This window comes from Aggregatimonas sangjinii, assembly GCF_005943945.1.
Classification (GTDB): Bacteria; Bacteroidota; Bacteroidia; order Flavobacteriales; family Flavobacteriaceae; genus Pelagihabitans; species Pelagihabitans sangjinii.
Genome location: NZ_CP040710.1, coordinates 394,342 through 413,850 on the forward strand (window position 1 = coordinate 394,342; position 19,509 = coordinate 413,850).

Genomic DNA, 19,509 nt, shown 5'->3' on the forward strand with positions numbered 1-19,509 from the left:
GTGTATTTTCTTTTGAAATAGCTACAACGGGGTAAGTCTTCAATTGATATACAGAATGGCTATTTCGAAAGAGGGAAAATTGTTTTAAAGTATTTTGCAACGGTTACTTTCGTTGTGCATGGTTTATTCCACAATAAATGAAAGTTCATTTGATTTGACCTTAATTTTATTGTCAGTTGGTTGCACCGTATAACCTTTGCCATCTTTATTTGGAATATAAGTTTCAAGAAAATCTGAATCACTTTTAGATATAAAATATATGAATTCACTCGGGCCTATGGTATGTTTTCCTTTGCGTTTAGATACTACTTTTAAACTTAATAGTAATGTTTTTATATACCATGAACCATATAATTCTTCCATTATTCGCCCTTCACCAAAAATATCATAATCTAAATCTACTATTTCAAAATCACTATTAAGTTGGTCTTCAAGTTTTTCGTTTCCTGATAATTTGTATAAGTTGGTTTTTACTTCAAAACGTAGGGTATTATCTCTCCCTTCCACCTTCGGCGGCGATACTATACTATCGATTTTAGTTGTCACCTTTTTAACTTTATAATACTTGCTATACTCATATAAAGAAAAACCTATGGTATCTTTTTGTTGATACTTATTCTTATCAGAGACTAATTTTAAAATTATTTCCTTTTCGGTAGCCATGGGTATTTTGTCAACTACTTCTATATTCATAGGATTGGCAGATAGCACTTTGTCTTTTGTAAAACCTTGAATAGTTGGTAATTCAAGTGTTCCTCTTTCTTTGGGAATGATATAATTATAATACTCAAGATATTTTTGTCCATCTCTTTCTTTTTCTTGAATAGAAGGGAAATCATTGAATTCAAACCCGTTAGTACTCGGAATAGAGATGCTATCCTGTTGACTTAAATTTCTAAACAAAATGGTAATCGAATTAGTTTTTTTTATTTCCATTTTGGGCTGAACGATAACAATAATATCTTCAATGGCTTCTTGTCCCTCACAACTAACGGCTATTAACAATATTGATAAGGTTATTAAAATATGATTTTTCATTTTTATTGACAATCTTAAAAATTATGCACAACAATTGTATATCGCAGCTAGTCACTATATCCCACCAAATTAACCAAAAATCAATAGAATATGATAGGCAGCGGCCTGTAAAGATGTAGAAAGGGTTACACGACTGGAAACGTTTACGATTTTGAATACCATTCAAATGAAACCGACCCACGGCTAGTAAGCAAACAAAAAATGGGGTGCCTTAAAAGTATACCCAACGCGTCATTACGAGCAAAGCGAAGTAATCTGTCGGTTAACACCAACGAGTTACAGATTGCTTCGTGCCTCGCAAAGACGGCTGAAAGTACTTTCTAGACACCCTCTTTTAAGTAGCGTAGGTTGTATTAAACTATAGGGTAGTGTAGGTTGTTCAAATATGCTTTACTGTAGGTCGGTTGCGGCGGCCTTGTTTGGGGTAGCGACCGTCTGTTGTTCCACCTGGGTAATTTCTTTGGCCATGGCAAGGTCTTGGGCGTCGGTCTGGCCTACATTATAATAGGTAAGGGCAGCGATGACAAAACTTGCGAAGTATAGGGAACTTTTTACTTTGTAAGACATGGCATTTGATTTTGGCCCTCCACACGGTGAGCAGGTTTCTTATGTCTAAGATAACTCAAGAAGCGCTTCCCCAATTTCACTTGTTGTGAAACCGCCCTTTATTTGATGCCAAAAGCATCTTTTTTGTGGTGTGGTATTTTGTGCGCCCGTTTTACAACTGATTTTAGCGGGCTGAACGGTTTATTTTCTTGGATGGGGCGGGCATTAATTAGGAACTCTTTTGCTTACAGGTGATCGAAGACCGAAAAACAAAGACTGAAGCCGGAAGACTTCAAAATAAATATTAAAATATGTATTGCCTAAGAATTATGGTTCCCGTTCCAAATTCCACCGTAGGCCCCCATAAAACATCTCGCACCGCGCTCGGTGCACCCAACATCGAACACCGCGCACCATGCACCCAGCATCAAACATCGAACACCGGGCATCCGACACCACGCATCCAACACCCACTTACCCGTTCGGCTCCAAAATCGTCGTGATACGCGCTGCGGCATCTTCCAAATGGTATTTGCTCATACTGTCGGAAGTTCGCGCCACGGCATTATTGATTGTTCTTCGAAGTCGCTTTAGTTCTGCACGAGCAACGGAACGAATATCGGACTGACTCGTATTTACGACCGTACTTTTTTGGTAGCCTCCAAAATCAGGCGCCTTTTTCTGGTTTTCCGCGGTCATCAAATAGGCCAAGCGGTCAATATGCGCTTTTTGGAGATTACGACGGTAAGTGTCGATTTTCCTGCCATTACGCAATTCGGACCAGATGCCGTTGCGTAGGTCGGCCATCATGTCCAATAGAGTATAGGCCTCCGCTCCGTTGGCAGTCTCGTTCTCTATCAAGCGGGCCATCTTGCCAAGGCTCAACATATTGTTCAGGGTACGTACCTGCATTCCGCGTACGCGATCTACAAAACCGGAATACTCCGTTTTACTAAAGATGTTCTGGTCCAACAACCACTCCGGAGTATCGAACAATTCTTCCTGTAGAAACTGCATGCAGTTTTCCTGATGTGCCTTACTAACGTAAGTATAGACCGCACCGTCTTGGTCAGAAGTCTTTTGATACTCGTACACGCCCCCGATATTGTTGGAGACATGTCCCATATAGCGGTTGAACTGTGAAAGTACATTTCTGTAGAGTTCCTCCAGATCATCATAATTTTTCCCGTCCTCGGCCGTCCATTCCTCCAATTTCGGTACGATTCGTTTTAAATTGGCGATACCGTAGCGGCTGGCCTTTATCGCATCGTCGCCCAGATCCTCTGTCTGGGAACTCGGGTCGACTACATCGCCAACTTGTTGGTGGCCAAAGCGATACATGGGGTCACCGGCATGTTCCAGAATCCAACTATCCAGAATCTTTTTCTCTTCCTTTGCGGTCTTGTCCAAAATAGGTTTGTAGCCCCATTGAATGGCATATTTGTCGTACACGCCTATATCCGGCATCAGGGCCACGCCATCGTCACCGGGTTGTGCGATATAGTTGAAGCGCGCGTAATCCATAATCGAAGGTGCGGTTCCGTATTTTTTGGTGAAAGCTGCCGAACGCAGCGAGTCTACAGGGTAGGCAACACTGCTTCCCATGTTATGGGGTAAGCCCAAAGTATGGCCTACCTCGTGCGACGATACAAAACGAATGAGCCGACCCATCACCTCGTCCTTAAAGGCAACACCCTGAGCCTCCGGATTAATGGCCGCCGTCTGTACGAAATACCAATTGCGTAAAAGCGACATGACATTGTGGTACCAATTGATATCCGATTCCAGGATTTCCCCACTTCTTGGGTCGCTTACGTGTGGCCCGTTGGCATTCGGAATAGGCGATGCGAGATAGCGTACCACGGAATAACGCACATCTTCGGGCGACCATTCTGGGTCTTCTTCTATAGAGGGCGGATCTTTGGCGATGATGGCATTTTTGAATCCGGCCTCCTCGAAAGCGACTTGCCAATCCTCGATACCGGCTTTGATAAACGGTACCCATTGTTTGGGAGTAGCCCGGTCTACATAATAAACGATCTGCTTCTTGGGCTCTACCAATTCGCCCCTCTTGTATTTTTCGATATCCTCGTCCTTTACCTCCAAACGCCAGCGGTCTAGAAAAGTAAGCGTTTTACTCTTCTGCGCATCAAGGCCATAGTCTACCTGCCCCCGCGCGAACCATCCCACGCGTTCGTCAAAATACCTTCGTTTCATGGGGGTTTCGGGCAATAAAATCATCGAATTATTGATCTCGACCGAGATAGACCCTAAGCTGCCGTTGCTTGGCGGTTCCTTCGCGAGGTAGGTCTTTACATGGCGTGCTTCGATATTCCTCGGGTAGCTCTTTATCGATTCGATGTAGCTTCTGCTTTCATCCAAACGGCTTACTTTGTACCGCTTTCGGTAGAAATCGGGCATCCCGATGGCCAATTGATCTTTTACCAAAAAATCGTTGACCTCGATGACCGTTGCAGGGTTCAATGAGTCTTTTTTAAAGGCTTGAATATCGAAAGCGAACAATACCGGCTCGAAATTCGAATTGACCACCGCCTCATGTACAGGTAGGGAATCGGCCGCCACAATATTGTAGGATACGACCCGTAGCAATACCTTTTTGGGCTTTTTCTCCCAGCGCAGGACTTGTGTATTGATTTTTCCCCCACCGAAACCGATGCCGTTGGCGGTCTTTGAAATACGGGTGACCATCAACATCTCTTTGTTGAATAGCGAATCGGGAATCTCGTAATAGTGTTTGTCGTCTACTTCATGAGTGGTAAAAAGGCCTTCGTCGGAAACGGCCTCTTTGGTAATAACCTTGTCGTAGGGTTTAATTTTGTCTTTTTTGGCGTCCGGTTTGTCACCCGATTTTTCCGTTTTTTTATTTTTCTTTTTGAAGATCTGCGCCTCGGCGGTAGTAGCGCCAAGTAATAAAAAGGCCAATAGCATCTTGGCCACGAGTGTTTTCGACATATCGAACGTTGTTTTGGTTTGAACTAAGCCGCTAATTTACCGAAAATAATGTGTTGCGCCTTGTTAATGAAATCATAAGGCGTTGCGCTATATTTGTGTAGCGGATTTCCTATTTGAGCTATGAGTGACATCGAAAAATTTTTAACGGAGAAGAAAGTAAGGCCTACTGCCATGCGCATTCTTACGTTTCGCTTTATGGCACAAAAGAAAACGGCGATTTCACTCAGCGATTTGGAATCCTTTTTTAAAAAATCGGACCGTACTACCCTCTACAGAACCCTAAAGACCTTCGAGGAAAACGGAATCGTACATCAAATCAATGACGGCAATGGAATTCCCAAATACGCGCTATGTCGGGACGGCTGCGATCATCAGGTACACAACGATTTGCACTTACATTTTCACTGTAAGCGATGTGAGGAAACGCACTGCCTTACGGAACACTTGATTCCACAGATCAACCTACCGGAAGGCTACTTGGTTCAGGATATGGATTTAGTCGTTAGTGGCCTTTGCGACAAATGCACTTCCATTGCATAAGATACACCCGTATTTTCGTGTCCTAAGTTAATTGTATGTGCGCCGAACATGAACACGACCATGCCCATGGTATCTTGGGAAAAAATACCGAACTCTACTTTGCCCTCTTAAGTGGTGCTACACTATTGGTCGGTTTTCTATTGGAAAAATTTACCGACTTCGACGGGAATATTTCATGGGGCTTTTATCTGGCGGCTTATTTCTTTGGAGGTTATTTTGTATCGAGGGAAGCCGTTACTGAAATTTCCAAAGGGAAGTTCGAAATCGATTTTTTGATGCTTGTGGCCGCTATGGGGGCCGGATTTTTAGGAAATTGGGCCGAAGGTGGCCTGCTCTTGTTTCTTTTTAGCCTTGGGCATGCCTTGGAACACTATGCCATGGGGAAAGCGCGAAAGTCGATAGCTGCCTTGACCGAACTTGCCCCTAAAACGGCTTTGCTCAAGAAAAAAGATGGCTTTTTGGAAGTAGGTATCGAAACCCTACGCTTGGGCGATACCATAATCGTAAAACCGGGGACAAAGATTTCGGCCGATGGTTTTGTAGTTAAAGGGCAAAGCACGGTAGACCAAGCCCCGATTACGGGCGAAAGTATCCCGGTAGATAAAGTACCGGTGGCACGGCCGGACTTAGCTTTCGAAAACCCAGACGACATACCCTCCGAAAGCAGGGTCTTCTCCGGAACGATAAATGGGAGCAGTACCTTAGAAGTGACCGTAACCAAGATTGCCGCCGACTCGACCTTGAGCCGTTTGGTGACTATGGTACAGGAGGCACAACAACAAAAATCGCCTACCCAATTGCTGACCGATACATTTCAGAAATACTATGTGCCTGCGGTCATCGCCTTGGTCATTCTATTGAACTTTGCTTTTATGGTCATCGATGAAACGTGGAGTGAAAGTTTTTACCGCTCGATGGCGGTATTGGTCGCTGCGAGTCCCTGCGCGTTGGCGATATCCACACCTTCGGCCGTTTTGAGTGGGATAGCCCGGGCAGCTCGTGGGGGGGTGTTGGTCAAAGGAGGTCGGCCCTTGGAAGATTTGGGAAACCTGACCGCCTTGGCTTTTGATAAGACGGGTACTTTGACCGAGGGCAAACCAAAGGTAACGGATGTCATCCCCTTGGGCGAGGGCGATAAAAACGACTTGTTGAAAATTTTGGTCTCCGTGGAGAAACTGAGCAATCACCCTATCGCAAAGGCGATTGTTCGCGACGGCCTATTGCAATTGAACGGAGCGGATTTCCCGGAAGCGGATAGCCTTGAGGAAATCCAAGGAAAAGGTATCAAAGCCAATTTGGATAGGGAAACCATCCGTATTGGCAATCTAAAAATTTTCGAGGGAGAGACCATCGATCCGGCACTATTGCAACGGATAAGTACGCTTGAAACGGAAGGAAAGACCAGCATGCTCATTCAACGCGAGGGCGATTTTATCGGAATCGTTGGTGTAATGGACGTTCCTCGCAAGATGGCAAAACCTACCTTGTCCAAACTGCGCCGACTCGGAATCAAAAAGATGGTCATGTTGACCGGCGATAATCAAAAAGTGGCAACAGCCGTAGCCGAGCAGATCGGTATCACCGAAGCACGGGGTAGCCTATTGCCCGAAGAAAAGGTAGCCGTAGTGCAGGAGCTGATGGCAAAGGAGAACAAACTTGCCATGATCGGGGATGGTGTAAACGACGCCCCGGCAATGGCGCACAGTACGGTGGGTATTGCCATGGGCGCTGCCGGTAGCGATGTGGCCCTTGAAACTGCCGATATCGCGCTTATGGCCGATAAATTGGAAACCTTGCCCTTTGCCATTGGTCTTAGTCGAAAGGCGAGTGCCATCATCAAACAGAATCTCTGGATCAGTCTGGGCATGGTGGTGCTACTGATTCCGGCTACCCTTCTCAACTGGGCCAACATTGGCGTGGCCGTCGCCTTCCACGAGGGATCTACCTTGATCGTGGTTTTGAATGCTCTGCGATTACTGGCATATAAAGAGAAGTCAAAAGGAATTTTTTAGGCGGTTTTTGTAACATTTACGATTTTTCGCAGTCTTATAAATAAGAATCATTTTTTTTGAATTAGTCAGGGATAAGGCTGTTCGCTTCCGCGGATGGCCTTATTCTTTTTAAAGGATGTAAGTACGTATCGAAAACCATGCTGGTCCGTCAACGGCAAAATGATTTTCTTTGAAGCGATTGGCACCACCATTTCCATTACCAAAAAACAATGATTTTGCGGTTTTGGGATGCTATCGCGATTATTCATACCGCCGAAAACATCGACGAACGGTATTCCTACAGCTTTTCGACTCGATTTTATCGAAATTTTTAGTGATAAAATTTCACATTGTTTTTTGCCTACTAGATGCGCTTGCGGTTTGAAAGTCATCCATTTAGCTAAAAAACGCCCTCAAAAATTAGCAAATTGGTAATTGACCCTATTTCTCGTAGGGCACTTCCTATTAATCCTACACAATAAACACCGTCCTCTGCGTTATATGCTCTCAGTACAATTAACCATGAATATTATGAATAAAAAAAATATGACAGTAGCTTTAACGATAGGCCTTTTATGTGTAAAAGGAGTCTTTGCCGGCGTACCCACAGATGAAAAAGGGGAACTGGATCTTAGTACTATCGTATATATCGAAGAGGAAGAAGTGATCGATCTCGGTTTCGATACTGCAGATTACCTCCCCGAAGATTTTGATCCGTACAAGGTATATTTCGATTTGAATTCGGTAACCGTAATAGCCGCTGAAATCGAAATCGATTTTGATAGCAAGGAAAACTTGCCTGCGAATTTTGATGCTTATGCCTATCCTACCGATTGTGAAAGTTTCAATTATATCGATGCCAATGATACCCTAGTGCTAGATTTTGATAGCACGAACCATCTACCGGAAGGGTTTGATCCGTATATAAAATAGTAAAAAAGGCAGTCCCCCTTTTTTGCTCCATATCTGAAACCCCTGCAGCTATTGCAGGGGTTTCTATGTTTTCAGTATTTCAAAATACCAAAGGAATAACGAATTGGAACATTAAAATGAGCAGGCCAACAGCGATAAGATTTAAAATAATGCCCACGCGGGCCATCTCGTGCACTTTTACATAACCGCTAGCAAAGACGATCGCATTGGGCGGAGTCGCCATGGGCAACATAAAGGCACAGCTACTGGCAATAGTGACCGGAATGAGCAGGTACAGAATCGGAATCTCCAAACCGATGGCGATACCCGCCACAACAGGGGCCAATACGGCGACCAGGGCCACGTTGCTCATGATTTCCGTCATAAAAAGCATCAAGAATATGAGTAAGCTCGCCATGACCAATATCGAGATATCGCTGGTCGCGATAGCGTTCGCAACCAAATCGACGATACCACTCACCGACATGCCCTTGGCAAGGGCGAGTCCACCGCCGAACAAAATCAGAATACCCCATGCCAGTTTCGAAGTGTCTCGCCATTCGATAATGAAGTCTCCTTTTTTAAGGTTATAGGGCAGCGCGAATAGGCACACCGCCGCAAAAATACTGATGATGGTGTCGTTTAGTTGTAGTGCCGGAAGGATGTCATTGATGAGCGCCCTAAAGATCCATAGGGCGACGGTTACCCCAAAAATATACAGCACCATTTTTTCTTTCCCACTCATGGGTCCGAGTTTATATAGCTCTTCGTTGATGACATCTTTGGAGGCGGTAAACTTCAGCTCTCGATTGGGAAACATCCATTTGGTCAAGACCAAGTAACTAATGGTGATCATCGTCACCGAAAAAGGGATGCCGATCAACATCCACTTAAAAAAGGAAATCTCGATATTGTACTCGTTTTCCAATAGGCCCACCATGACCATATTCGGGGGTGTGCCGATTACGGTCGCAATACCGCCGGCGTTGGCCGAAAAGGCAATGCCCAGCATCACGCTCAAGGAAAAATTCTGGTCGCTTTTCGTAAAGCCGTCGGCATCGTTTACCAGCAAGCCGATAACCGACATAGCTATGGGCAGCATCACCACTGTAGTGGCCGTATTGCTGATCCACATGCTCAAGGCGGCGGTAGCGATCATAAAGCCCAGCACGACCTTGTTGGGGGTTGTTCCCGTGAGCCGTATGATGTTCAAGGCGATGCGACGGTGCAAGTTCACTTTTTCCAAAGCCAACGCCATAACAAAGCCGCCAAAGAATAAAAACACGATGGGACTCCCGTAATTGGCGCCCACATCACCAATATCCATGACGTTCAACAACGGAAAGAGAATCAAAGGCAGTAATGCGGAAACCGAGATGGATACCGCCTCGGTAATCCACCAGACAATCATCCAAACCCCTACGGCAATGACTTTGTCGCCTTGCTCGGAAACCAATTCAAAAGGGAAGTAAAGGATGATGAAAAATAGTATCGGCCCAAGAAAGAGTCCTAATTTTTTGCTGAAGTGCATACAGTTTGGTCTTAATAGCTTCCATTTACCGCAACTTTGGAGCGGTCGGAACTGCAATTTTGCAGTTCTGGTTGAGGCCAATTGGTGAGCCCTAAGCTATGTTTTTTCTTTTGGTTTTGGAAATGGATTTGGGTCGTCTTTAATATTTTCAGCACACCATGGAGTTTGCCAAGCAGCATTAAAATACAAAGCGTGTCATAAGTTTGCAGAATGTTGGTGGAGAGCCGTTGTTGGGATGGCTACTTCGCAGGTTGTTCAGGGGTATGTAACAATCCGTTTTGGCCTAGTAAACGATAGAGTCGCTAGCAATCGGCGGTAGGTTGTAATTACCGTAATCAACAGTAATCAGACCATCTTTTAGGGTCTTCGCACCCTGAACATCTATTTTGGTACCATAGACATATACTTTTTGCAGCTTTTTAAATTTGGTCAATTTAGGCAGATGCTGTTCTTCAAAATCGGTATGCGTTAGATTGATGGATTTTAAATACTCCAAAGAAGCCAATTGTGCTATATTTTCGCCTGATATCGCGGTATTGTCCAATTTTAAAAGTGTCAAATTCGGAAGGGTCGCCAATTTTTCAAATATTTTATCGGTTACCTGGGTGCCCCCCAAATCCATAACTGCAATCTGTAGGGATATGGGTAGCAATGCATCAAAATCGGCATCTGAAAAGCTCGGATGATTGATGCAAGAGACTTTTAGGAAATTGGAAACCTTATCGATGGGGTCAACATGAATGCCAATTGCTTCAATGGTTTTGATACTATCCGCAGCTGCCGCGGCGACGGGCGAATCCGGATAATCATTGTCCGTCTTTTTTGGGAAAAAAGAGCGAAACAGTTCTTTTTCCAATCCAGATTGCGCGATGGTCCGGTCAAAAGGATGTCCGGTATCGATCCAGGCACTTACAAGCTTGATTTCTTCTTTTGAAGGTTGCTTTTTTCCTTCGGGGGGCATATGGTCGTCATTTTGCATCGGTAGTTTCATCCGCATAACCATTTCACTTTTTGAGGCGTTGTTCGTGACGAGTATCGCGCCGTTTTCGCCACCTTTTACGATTGCCTTTTCGGTATGTAGCATCAGTTCGCCCTTACTTTTCTTCGGATTATGGCAACTTACACAGGTATTGTTCAATATAGGTTTTATGACATCGTCATAAATAAGCGCTTCCTCCCAGGTCGCTTCGGTAAGTACGATTTCCTTTTCCTCGAATGTTTCAAATCCCAAAGCAGCTTTGATAGGGTTGGGCAGCGGTTCGACCAAATAGTCCTCACCATGCGTAATGTTCCCGCCTAAATGCCCCGTAAAGGAAATCAATCCGAACATTACGAGGGTCATCACCATTATCGGAATGGTTTTGATGCGCGCAAATCTCTTGTTCGCTCCGATCCGCCAATACGTTAAAAAAGAAAAAACCGCTGTGGCTATTCCGGACCAAAGGTGCCATTTGACCGTCTCAAAGGCATAGCCTTCTCCCACGTATTGGGCGTAACCGGTAATACATGCTAAGATGGCACTATAACCACCCCAAAGAAAGACCAACGCGATGGCCTTGGTGAACTCGTTTTTTTTTCGATCATACCAGCGCAAGAGCAGCCCTAGGAGTATGAACCCGATGGGAAGGTGTACGATGAGCGGATGCAGGCGCCCCAAGAGTTGTTTCAGGATATCCATAGAAAGCTATCGCTAAGGTAAGCCAAAACCCATTATTTCTCTAATAGGTTTAAAAGCGTCATTTGGGCAGGGGAGCACATTATTTACCGATTCCCATTCGTTTTTTAATGGCGTTCATAATAAAGACATTCGCTTTCCATTGGTCGGCGACCGGCAACTTGGTATACGGTAGGGCTGGCATATAATAGGGCGGACCAAATTCGGTAGTGATGGTAAAGGTGCTATCGCTTTCTGTCCATTTTTTTTGAATGACCGCTTCCCAAATCGCCATATGTCGTTCGAGCGCCTTTTTCCATTCGGGAGCTTCAGGGTCATTCACTTGGGGTCCCTCGGAATGACCGACCCGTGCATGAATGTGATGCGACCGAGCGATCACTTCCTCTAGGTTGTTATCCTGCCGTTCCAATAAGGATTCATGAACGACCATCCAATGGCTTATGTCTAACGTCAGGCGCAGTTCGGGTATCGCTGCCAGATATTTTTCAGTATCAGGTAGATTATAGCTAAAACGACCGCGGTGGGTTTCATGATAAATGGATGTGCCGCTTTCTGATGCCACCTTGTTCGCCGCATCGATAAAGGCCTTGTTCTGCTCCATGGTAAAAAAATCGCTTCCGCTATGGCAATTGATGTACACCGGATTCCAGGAAAGAAGGGTGTGGAAATGATCCGTGTATTGTTTCAGGCTTTCCGCAAAAGGGATGGATTTATTCGTTCCGTTCAAGAAAGCGACTTTTAAATCGTACTTCTCCAGCGCTGCCTTCAATTGATTTTGACTTTCCTCCTCCGACGGAAACCAGATTTCGATGCCGTCATAGCCTGAGGCTTTCGTGCGTTCACAGAAGGCATCCCAAGAAACCGTTCGGCCCCAATCGGTGTTGAAGAATTCGAGATTTCCCTTTTGCTGGGAATAGGTGTTTAACGTAGCGAAAAGGAGTATGGCGAGTTGCAGTAGTTTTATGATCATCTAACTTTGTTATTTTTATTTTTTAAGCTAAAATCTCGTTGATGATTTCACCCTCCACATCGGTCAATCGAAATGGCCTCCCTTGAAATTCATAGGTAAATTCCTCGTGGTCGAAGCCAAGCAGGTGTAAAATGGTGGCATGCACATCATGTACCGATACGCGGCCTTCGATACCTGAGAAACCGATGTCATCGGTCTTGCCGTGGGAAGCTCCTTTTTTTATTCCGCCACCGGCCATCCACATGGTAAAGGCATCACCGTGGTGGTCGCGACCGAGATAGGTCATTTTTTTATTGCCACGGTTTTCCTGCATGGGTGTCCTGCCGAATTCCCCGCCCCAAACGATAAGGGTATCATCGAGCAGCCCCCGTTGTTTCAAATCCATGATCAGCGCGGTGATGGGACGATCGATTTCGCGACATTTGTTCCGCAAGCCCATATCGATAGAGCCTTCACGAACATTACCATGGGTATCCCATCCCCAATCGAAGAGCTGTACAAAACGAACACCATCCTCGACCAGTTTTCTGGCCAAGAGGCAATTGTTCGCAAAGGATTCCTTACCGGGCTCGACCCCGTACATTTGTTGAATGTATTCAGGCTCGTTGTTGATATTCATCACCTCCGGTACGGCAATCTGCATACGATAGGCCATTTCGTATTGATTGATACGGGCCAGGATTTCAGGATCGGCATATTTGGCATACTCTTCCTTGTTTATTTGATTGATGGCATCTATGGTGTGCTTTTTTAAATCGCGTGAAATGCCGTCGGGATCCTCCAGATAAAGAACTGGATCACCCTTTGAACGGCACTGTACTCCCTGGTATACGGACGGTAAGAATCCGCTTCCCCAAACACTTTTTCCGGCATCGGGCGTATTGCCGCCAGAGGTAAGCACCACAAAACCGGGCAAGTTTTGGTTTTCGGAACCAAGGCCATAAGTAGCCCAGGCACCAATGCTAGGTCGACCCAAACGGGCACTTCCGGTGTGCATGAAGAGTTGGGCGGGACCATGATTGAATTGATCCGTATGTACCGCTTTCAGGAAGGCGACGTCGTCGACCACCTTTTTAAAATGCGGCATGAAATTAGAGACCCAGTTGCCGGATTCTCCTTCCTGTTTGAATTCCGCTTGCGGTCCCAACAATTTGGGCGTTCCTTTAATGAACGCGAATTTTTTGCCTTCCAAAAGGGATTGTGGGCAATCTTGTCCGTTCAATTTTTGAAGCGCAGGTTTGTAATCGAACATCTCCAATTGGGAGGGCGCACCTGCCATATGTAGGTAAATGACCGATTTTATCTTGGGGGCAAAGGGAGGGGGCAGCGTTGCCAACGGGTTGAGATCCCGTTCCGAAAAGGTCATGGCCGTTTTGTTCTTTGGATTCCCCAACGGGTCACATCCCATAAAAATAGAACTCAAGGCCAAGCCACCGATACCTTGTGCACAATTTTTAATAAAGTGCCTACGGGTTTTGGCTTGGGTTTCCCGAGCCAGTTTCTCTTGGATCAATCGTGCTACTACGTCTTTCATGTGGCTTGCATCCTAATTTTAAATAACTATCAAACTTCCAGGGAATAGTCCCGTTGCTATTTTCTAACTTCTAAATTCTAATTCATGCTTTCGTTAAAAACTCATCCAGATTCATTATGGCATTGGCCACGATGGTCAAAGCGGCCAGTTCTGGACTAGGTTTATTTGGTAAATGGAAGAACGGTTCTGCCGCTGTTTCTTCATTATTAAATTCCAATAAGGAACTTTCATAGAGTTGTTTCAGGGCCGCTAATTTTGCCGGGCTTATTTTGGAGTAGGTGGCTTTCTTGTACCCAAAGGCGATGTTCTCTTCAGGGATTTTCGAAACCTGCATCCTCTTGGCTAACTCGTACGAGGCTTCTAGATAGACCGGGTCGTTCAAGGTGACTAGGGCTTGTAAAGGTGTGTTTGTAACGGTGCGCCGAATCGTACATATTTCCCTACTGCCCCCATCAAAACTTATAAAAGAGGGATAAGGACTGGTACGCTTCATATAAGTGTATACTGACCGTCGGTAACGGTCTTCCCCTTTGCTTTCTATCCATTTCGCATCGCTGTAGACCGTATTCCAAATACCCTCGGGTTGGGGCGGCATTACGCCCGGTCCGTACATCTTCAAACTCAGCAGGCCAGATACGGCCAGCGCTTGATCTCGAATTTGTTCCGCACTCAATCGAATTCTGGGGCCATGGGCATAGAGTTCGTTATTGGGATCTTTTTGGTATAGTTCAGGACTGTTCTCAGAGTTTTGGCGGTACGTTCCCGACATCACGATTTCTTTGATCAGTGCTTTCAGACTCCACTGGTGTTCGTTCATGAATCGCAAGGCCATCCAATCCAAGAGATCAGGGTGGGAGGGCGATTCCGATTGCGATCCAATATCCTCTATGGTAGAGACCAATCCGCGACCAAAAATCTGATGCCAAACACGATTGACCACGGTTCGAGCCGTCAACGGATTTTGTTTGCTCACTAACCACCTAGACAGCCCTAATCGGTCTTTAGGCCAGTCGGTATTCCATGTGTTGAGCGTCTCCGGAGTGGTGGGTTCGACCGTATCCGTTTTCATCAACCAATTTCCGCGATCGAATACCTGAGTAGTCCGTTTCATCTGTTCCGGATTCTCGATCATAATGGGTACCGTGGGTGTTTCAGTGTTCAAAATGTTGACCAATGTGCTGTTGATTGATGCGTACCCGGTTTCGTTCTTTCCGGGAACATCCTCCAAAAGCGCGACCCAATACAGATTGAGAATATTGACTTTTTTGCCCACGCCATTGTTGTCGGTTTCGATATAGAGGTCGAATTTTTCATCGGATTTTTGAAAAGGGATTTTGCCAATGACGTTGCCCTGGGTTTTGTTGACCGTGGTTTGTGCTAAAAGTTCCCCTTCGGCATTATTTTTTCGGAAAGTAAGGGTTGTTCCATTGACAGGTCCCCGGTATTTGAAGTACAATGCAGTCGCTTCTCCCGGTGAAACGGATTCAAACTTGCAGGAACCATCATCCCAAAGTACGGTCGAGGCATGGTCATCATAAGAGCCATTTTGAATATCCTTTAAATGGTGCGAGTTGTATACGGGTTCATTGTACAATAGGAACTTTTGATATTGTGCAAGCGTTTCCTCATTTCCATATTGCGCGATCCAAGCCGTTACTCGATCTACTTGTCGTTGTTGCTCTGGGGTATAAAATTTTAATACCGGGGCTTCGCTCGGCACATCTTCATCTCGCGTATTATCAAAGAAGGCCATGAGCTTATAGTATTCTTCATGCTTGAACGGATCATATGGGTGACTATGGCATTGCACGCATCCCATGGTGGTACTTTGCCAGACCTCGAATGTTGTGTTGACGCGATCGATAACCGCTGCCACACGATACTCTTCGTCGTCGGTTCCACCTTCGTCATTGTTCATAGTATTCCTGTGAAATGCCGTGGCGATAAGTTGGTCTACCGAGGGTTCGGGTAGCAAATCCCCAGCAAGCTGTTCTATCGTAAATTGGTCATAGGGCATATCGGTATTTAGCGCTTTGATTACCCAATCGCGATACTCATATATGCTTCTGGCTTGATCTTTTTCGTAGCCTTTAGTATCGGAATAACGTGCCATATCGAGCCACCAACTTGCCCACTTTTCTCCGTAGGTTTTCTGGGACAACAAACTATCGACCAAATTTTCGTAGGATAACTCGCCCGAATCAAACGCTGCGAAGAGGGTTGAATCGGGTGGCAGGCCTGTTACATCCAAGGCGACCCGTCGTGCGATGACTTCAGTAGGCGCGGGAGTGTTTGGTACAAGCTGTTCGCTTTCCAATCGGGCGGTAATGAAGTGGTCGATTTCGTTTTGGATGAAGTCTTCAGAGGCATTCGAGGTAAAACCCGCTTCCTGTGTGGGTGTCGGGACGGTTACGCTTTCCGGTAGCGAATAGGCCCAATGCGTTCCCCACTCCGCTCCTTGATCGATCCATCGGGTCAGCAAATCGATTTCCTCGTCGGATAGTTTTGGTTTTTCATAGGGCATGCGAAGTTCGGGGTCGTCTTCGTGCAGTCTTTTGATCAACTCACTCCCAGCGGCATTACCGGGAATAATGGCGGGTCTTCCGGATTTGGTGTCTCCCAAAGCTTCCTCTTCGAACAAAAGACTAAAACCTGCATTCTTTTTAACGCCGCCATGACAGCTGATGCATTTCGCATTCAACAGTGGTTTTATCTGGGTGCTAAAATCTACCGGGTCGGAAGATTGGCATGATTGCAGCAAAAGAATACATAGCCCCAAAGACAGAATTTCCCTAAAGAAGAATAGGTTCTTTTTCATATGATGACCATTTAACGCATTGCGCCGACCATCATAAATATATGAAAATTTAGCGTTCGATTTGACCTAGGAGGCTATTGTATAGACCTAGCCCAGAGGATGTGGGACACTATTTTGTCGAAAAGTTGGAAGGAGTTCATTGACAACTCCGGAGGATTGCGAAAACACCTACGACAAGTAACCCGATAATAATAGGCCATTTCCCTTTTGCTTTCGATTCTTCCAGTGCCCAACGTTCACGATGTTTTTCGTAAAGTAGGCTTTCTTCCTCCGTAAGGTTTTGCCCACTGCGCTGCTTCTTGATGATTTTCTGAAGCTGGAATTTTTCCAAGGTCGAAAGTTGGTCAAAATCCTTCCCTAACATGACTTATGCAATTAATGTCACCATCAATCCCTCATCATTTTTAGCGACTTTGGCCAGTTCGTTTTTGGTAAGTTCCTTAATCGCCTTATCCCACTTCTTATTACTTAGGGCCGATTGCGTTTTCAAGTCATTCAAGGGAAGTTGTTCTGCCTTTTTGAGGATGGCCAGCACCGCTTTTGCGTCATCACCGAGCTCGACTACTTTTGTAGCGGGCGCTTCAGGTCGCATCTGCGGGAAGAACAGCACTTCCTGTATCGAAGAATTATTGGTCAACAACATCACCAAACGATCAATGCCGATACCGATTCCCGAAGTAGGAGGCATTCCATATTCCAAAGCACGTAAAAAATCCTGGTCGATGAACATCGCCTCATCATCCCCTTTTTCGGATAATTTCAATTGATCTTCAAAACGTGCGCGCTGATCTATAGGATCGTTTAATTCCGAATAGCAATTGGCAAGTTCCTTACCATTGACCATCAATTCAAAACGTTCGGTAAGCGCAGGGTTATCGCGATGCTCTTTCGTCAACGGACTCATTTCTTTCGGATAGTCGGTAATAAACGTAGGTTGCACATAGTGATGCTCACATTTCTCCCCGAAAATCTCATCGATCAGTTTACCGACACCCATGGTGTCGTCTACTTCAAGACCAAGTTCTTTAGCGGTTTCCCGTAATTCTTCTTCGTCCATTCCGGCAACATCCTTGCCAGTGTGAATTTTTATCGCTTCCAAAATCGGCACTCGGGCGTAGGGCGCTTTGAACTCTATTTCATGATTTCCAACGGTGACTTTCGAAGTGCCATTGGCATCGATGGCCACCTTTTCTAGAAGTGCTTCGGTGGTATCCATCATCCAGTTGTAATCCTTATAGGCCACATAGAGTTCCATAACGGTAAACTCGGGGTTGTGTGTACGGTCCATGCCCTCGTTGCGAAAATCCTTTGAAAACTCGTATACCCCGTCAAAGCCTCCTACAATCAGTCGTTTTAGGTACAATTCGTTGGCAATACGAAGGTAAAGCGGAATGTCCAGCGCGTTGTGGTGCGTTAAAAAAGGGCGCGCCGCCGCTCCTCCGGGAATAGGCTGTAAAATGGGGGTCTCCACCTCTAAATACCCTCGTTCATTATAAAACTGGCGAATGCTGTTCGTTATTTTTGTGCGCTTGATAAAGGTTTCCTTGACGGATGGATTCACCACAAGGTCTACATACCGCTGCCGGTAACGCAGTTCCGGATCGTTAAATTCGTCATAGGTATTGCCATCAGCATCTTTTTTGGGCAATGGCAGCGGGCGTAACGCTTTGCTCAACATGGTGAAATTTTTTACCATTACGGTTATTTCACCGACCTGCGTCGTAAAAAGTTCTCCTTCGATGCCGATGATATCCCCAATATCCAGCAATTTTTTGTATACCTCATTGTACTGGGTTTTGTCTTCCCCAGTACAGATTTCATCGCGATTGAAATACACCTGTATTCGACCGGAGCTGTCTTGCAGCTCAGCAAAAGAGGCTTTCCCTTGAATACGGCGAGACATCAACCTTCCGGAAATCACGACCTTTTTCCCTTCCTTGTAATTGTTCTTGATGTCCGATGCCAAAGCATCTACAGGGTAAAGAGCGGCGGGGTAGGGGTCGATACCCATTTCCCTAAGCTTAGTTAGTTTTTCCCGTCGTACGAGTTCTTGTTCCGAAAGTTGCATAGTTGAGCTGATTAAGGCTGCAAATATAGCATATCGATAGTTTAATTTCCCATGAAGTGATTTGAAAATAGCGGTGTCGCATACTGCGGATGAGGCTCACGGCATGATGCTTTTTCTAGTCGAGATTTTATTCGGATAAGTGCGATCGCACGAGCGGAAAGAGGCGTTCGACAAACCTACGATAGGCTTCCCCGGAAGGATGCAAACCATCACTGGCAATCAGTTCAGGCTCTTCAAGCCCCATTCTAGTGATATCGGTAATATTGATAAATCGAATTCCGCTGGCAATAGCCGTTTCCTCGGCATAATCGTTATAGCGGTCAATATCACTACTAATCTGTTCACGGTCGGAGTTGGCCGAAAATGGAGTATAGGCGTAATCGGGAATAGAAATGACGAAAACGCTATTATTTTCTCCCTTGGCCAATTCGATGGCCTGCTCAAGAAGGGTGTTGAATTCGGTTTCGTATTGCGAAAACGGGCGGTTTTGAAATTGATTGTTGACACCTATGAGCAAGGTAACGATATCATAATCCGTACTGAGGGCTTGGGCCTCCATGGCATTTAATAAATTGTCGGTGCGCCAGCCGGTCGTTGCCAATATATCAACCTTAGTCTTTTTATCGAGTTGCTCATTCAGTTTTGTTGTGAGTTTCATTGGAAAGCTGGCCGAGGCGGATACACTTTCACCGATCGTATAACTGTCGCCCAAGGCCAAGTAACGTAAAGTCGCTTCTTTATCCTCCGGCGTGTTTATATCGGAAGCGGAACACGACACAAAAAGCCATAACGGTACTAAGAGATATAATTTTCTGAAAAGTAATCCATGCCCTGTCATGTCCTATTTACGAGAAATAAGGCTTGAAGGTTTTGTTCGTTATATACAACCGTTGACAAATATTGGCAAGACGGA

At 45.4% G+C, this 19,509-nt stretch carries 14 protein-coding genes; 3 read left to right on the top strand and 11 right to left on the bottom strand.

Annotation, left to right across the window (positions count from 1 at the left end; all coding sequences use genetic code 11):
• Positions 1-123 precede the first annotated feature (123 nt).
• The 3 genes from FGM00_RS01555 to FGM00_RS01560 all read right to left on the bottom strand — a co-directional run bounded on the left by FGM00_RS01555 (position 124) and on the right by FGM00_RS01560 (position 4,557).
• A complete protein-coding gene (locus FGM00_RS01555) occupies positions 124-1,038 on the bottom strand; it encodes a hypothetical protein (protein WP_138851223.1) in 915 nt (304 codons plus the stop codon).
• A 390-nt stretch (positions 1,039-1,428) separates the two neighbouring features.
• On the bottom strand, positions 1,429-1,605 hold the full coding sequence (locus tag FGM00_RS19745; RefSeq protein WP_175416173.1) for a hypothetical protein: 177 nt from the start codon (positions 1,603-1,605) through the stop codon (positions 1,429-1,431).
• A 453-nt stretch (positions 1,606-2,058) separates the two neighbouring features.
• Positions 2,059-4,557 (bottom strand): zinc-dependent metalloprotease, encoded by a 2,499-nt coding sequence (locus tag FGM00_RS01560; RefSeq protein WP_138851224.1) that lies wholly within the window; start codon positions 4,555-4,557, stop codon positions 2,059-2,061.
• A gap of 120 nt (positions 4,558-4,677) precedes the next feature.
• Between FGM00_RS01560 and FGM00_RS01565 the strand changes: the two genes are divergently transcribed.
• The 3 genes from FGM00_RS01565 to FGM00_RS01575 all read left to right on the top strand — a co-directional run bounded on the left by FGM00_RS01565 (position 4,678) and on the right by FGM00_RS01575 (position 8,021).
• On the top strand, positions 4,678-5,097 hold the full coding sequence (locus FGM00_RS01565; RefSeq protein WP_138851225.1) for a Fur family transcriptional regulator: 420 nt from the start codon (positions 4,678-4,680) through the stop codon (positions 5,095-5,097).
• A gap of 35 nt (positions 5,098-5,132) precedes the next feature.
• Positions 5,133-7,109: a heavy metal translocating P-type ATPase gene (locus tag FGM00_RS01570; protein ID WP_138851226.1), complete on the top strand. Its 1,977-nt coding sequence runs from the start codon at positions 5,133-5,135 to the stop codon at positions 7,107-7,109.
• 510 nt (positions 7,110-7,619) lie between these two features.
• The gene (locus FGM00_RS01575) at positions 7,620-8,021 is read left to right on the top strand and encodes a hypothetical protein (RefSeq protein WP_138851227.1); all 402 of its coding nucleotides are present in this window, start codon (positions 7,620-7,622) and stop codon (positions 8,019-8,021) included.
• 79 nt (positions 8,022-8,100) lie between these two features.
• Here FGM00_RS01575 and FGM00_RS01580 read toward each other — a convergent pair whose 3' ends face one another.
• From FGM00_RS01580 to FGM00_RS01615, 8 genes are all read right to left on the bottom strand, one after another.
• On the bottom strand, positions 8,101-9,531 hold the full coding sequence (locus tag FGM00_RS01580; RefSeq protein WP_138851228.1) for an SLC13 family permease: 1,431 nt from the start codon (positions 9,529-9,531) through the stop codon (positions 8,101-8,103).
• A 283-nt stretch (positions 9,532-9,814) separates the two neighbouring features.
• Entirely contained in the window at positions 9,815-11,209 is a 1,395-nt protein-coding gene (locus FGM00_RS01585) for a c-type cytochrome domain-containing protein (RefSeq protein WP_138851229.1), read from the bottom strand.
• A gap of 79 nt (positions 11,210-11,288) precedes the next feature.
• A complete protein-coding gene (locus tag FGM00_RS01590) occupies positions 11,289-12,176 on the bottom strand; it encodes a sugar phosphate isomerase/epimerase family protein (protein ID WP_138851230.1) in 888 nt (295 codons plus the stop codon).
• A gap of 22 nt (positions 12,177-12,198) precedes the next feature.
• Complete coding sequence (locus tag FGM00_RS01595) at positions 12,199-13,710, bottom strand: DUF1501 domain-containing protein (protein ID WP_138851231.1); 1,512 nt, start codon at positions 13,708-13,710, stop codon at positions 12,199-12,201.
• Between the two features lie 82 nt (positions 13,711-13,792).
• Positions 13,793-16,528: a PSD1 and planctomycete cytochrome C domain-containing protein gene (locus FGM00_RS01600; RefSeq protein WP_138851232.1), complete on the bottom strand. Its 2,736-nt coding sequence runs from the start codon at positions 16,526-16,528 to the stop codon at positions 13,793-13,795.
• Positions 16,529-16,664: 136 nt separating this feature from the next.
• The gene (locus tag FGM00_RS01605; protein WP_138851233.1) at positions 16,665-16,892 is read right to left on the bottom strand and encodes a hypothetical protein; all 228 of its coding nucleotides are present in this window, start codon (positions 16,890-16,892) and stop codon (positions 16,665-16,667) included.
• Between the two features lie 3 nt (positions 16,893-16,895).
• Positions 16,896-18,596, bottom strand: a complete 1,701-nt coding sequence (lysS, locus tag FGM00_RS01610) for a lysine--tRNA ligase (protein ID WP_138851234.1) — start codon at positions 18,594-18,596, stop codon at positions 16,896-16,898.
• A 127-nt stretch (positions 18,597-18,723) separates the two neighbouring features.
• Entirely contained in the window at positions 18,724-19,434 is a 711-nt protein-coding gene (locus FGM00_RS01615; protein WP_138851235.1) for an SGNH/GDSL hydrolase family protein, read from the bottom strand.
• Positions 19,435-19,509: the final 75 nt, after the last annotated feature.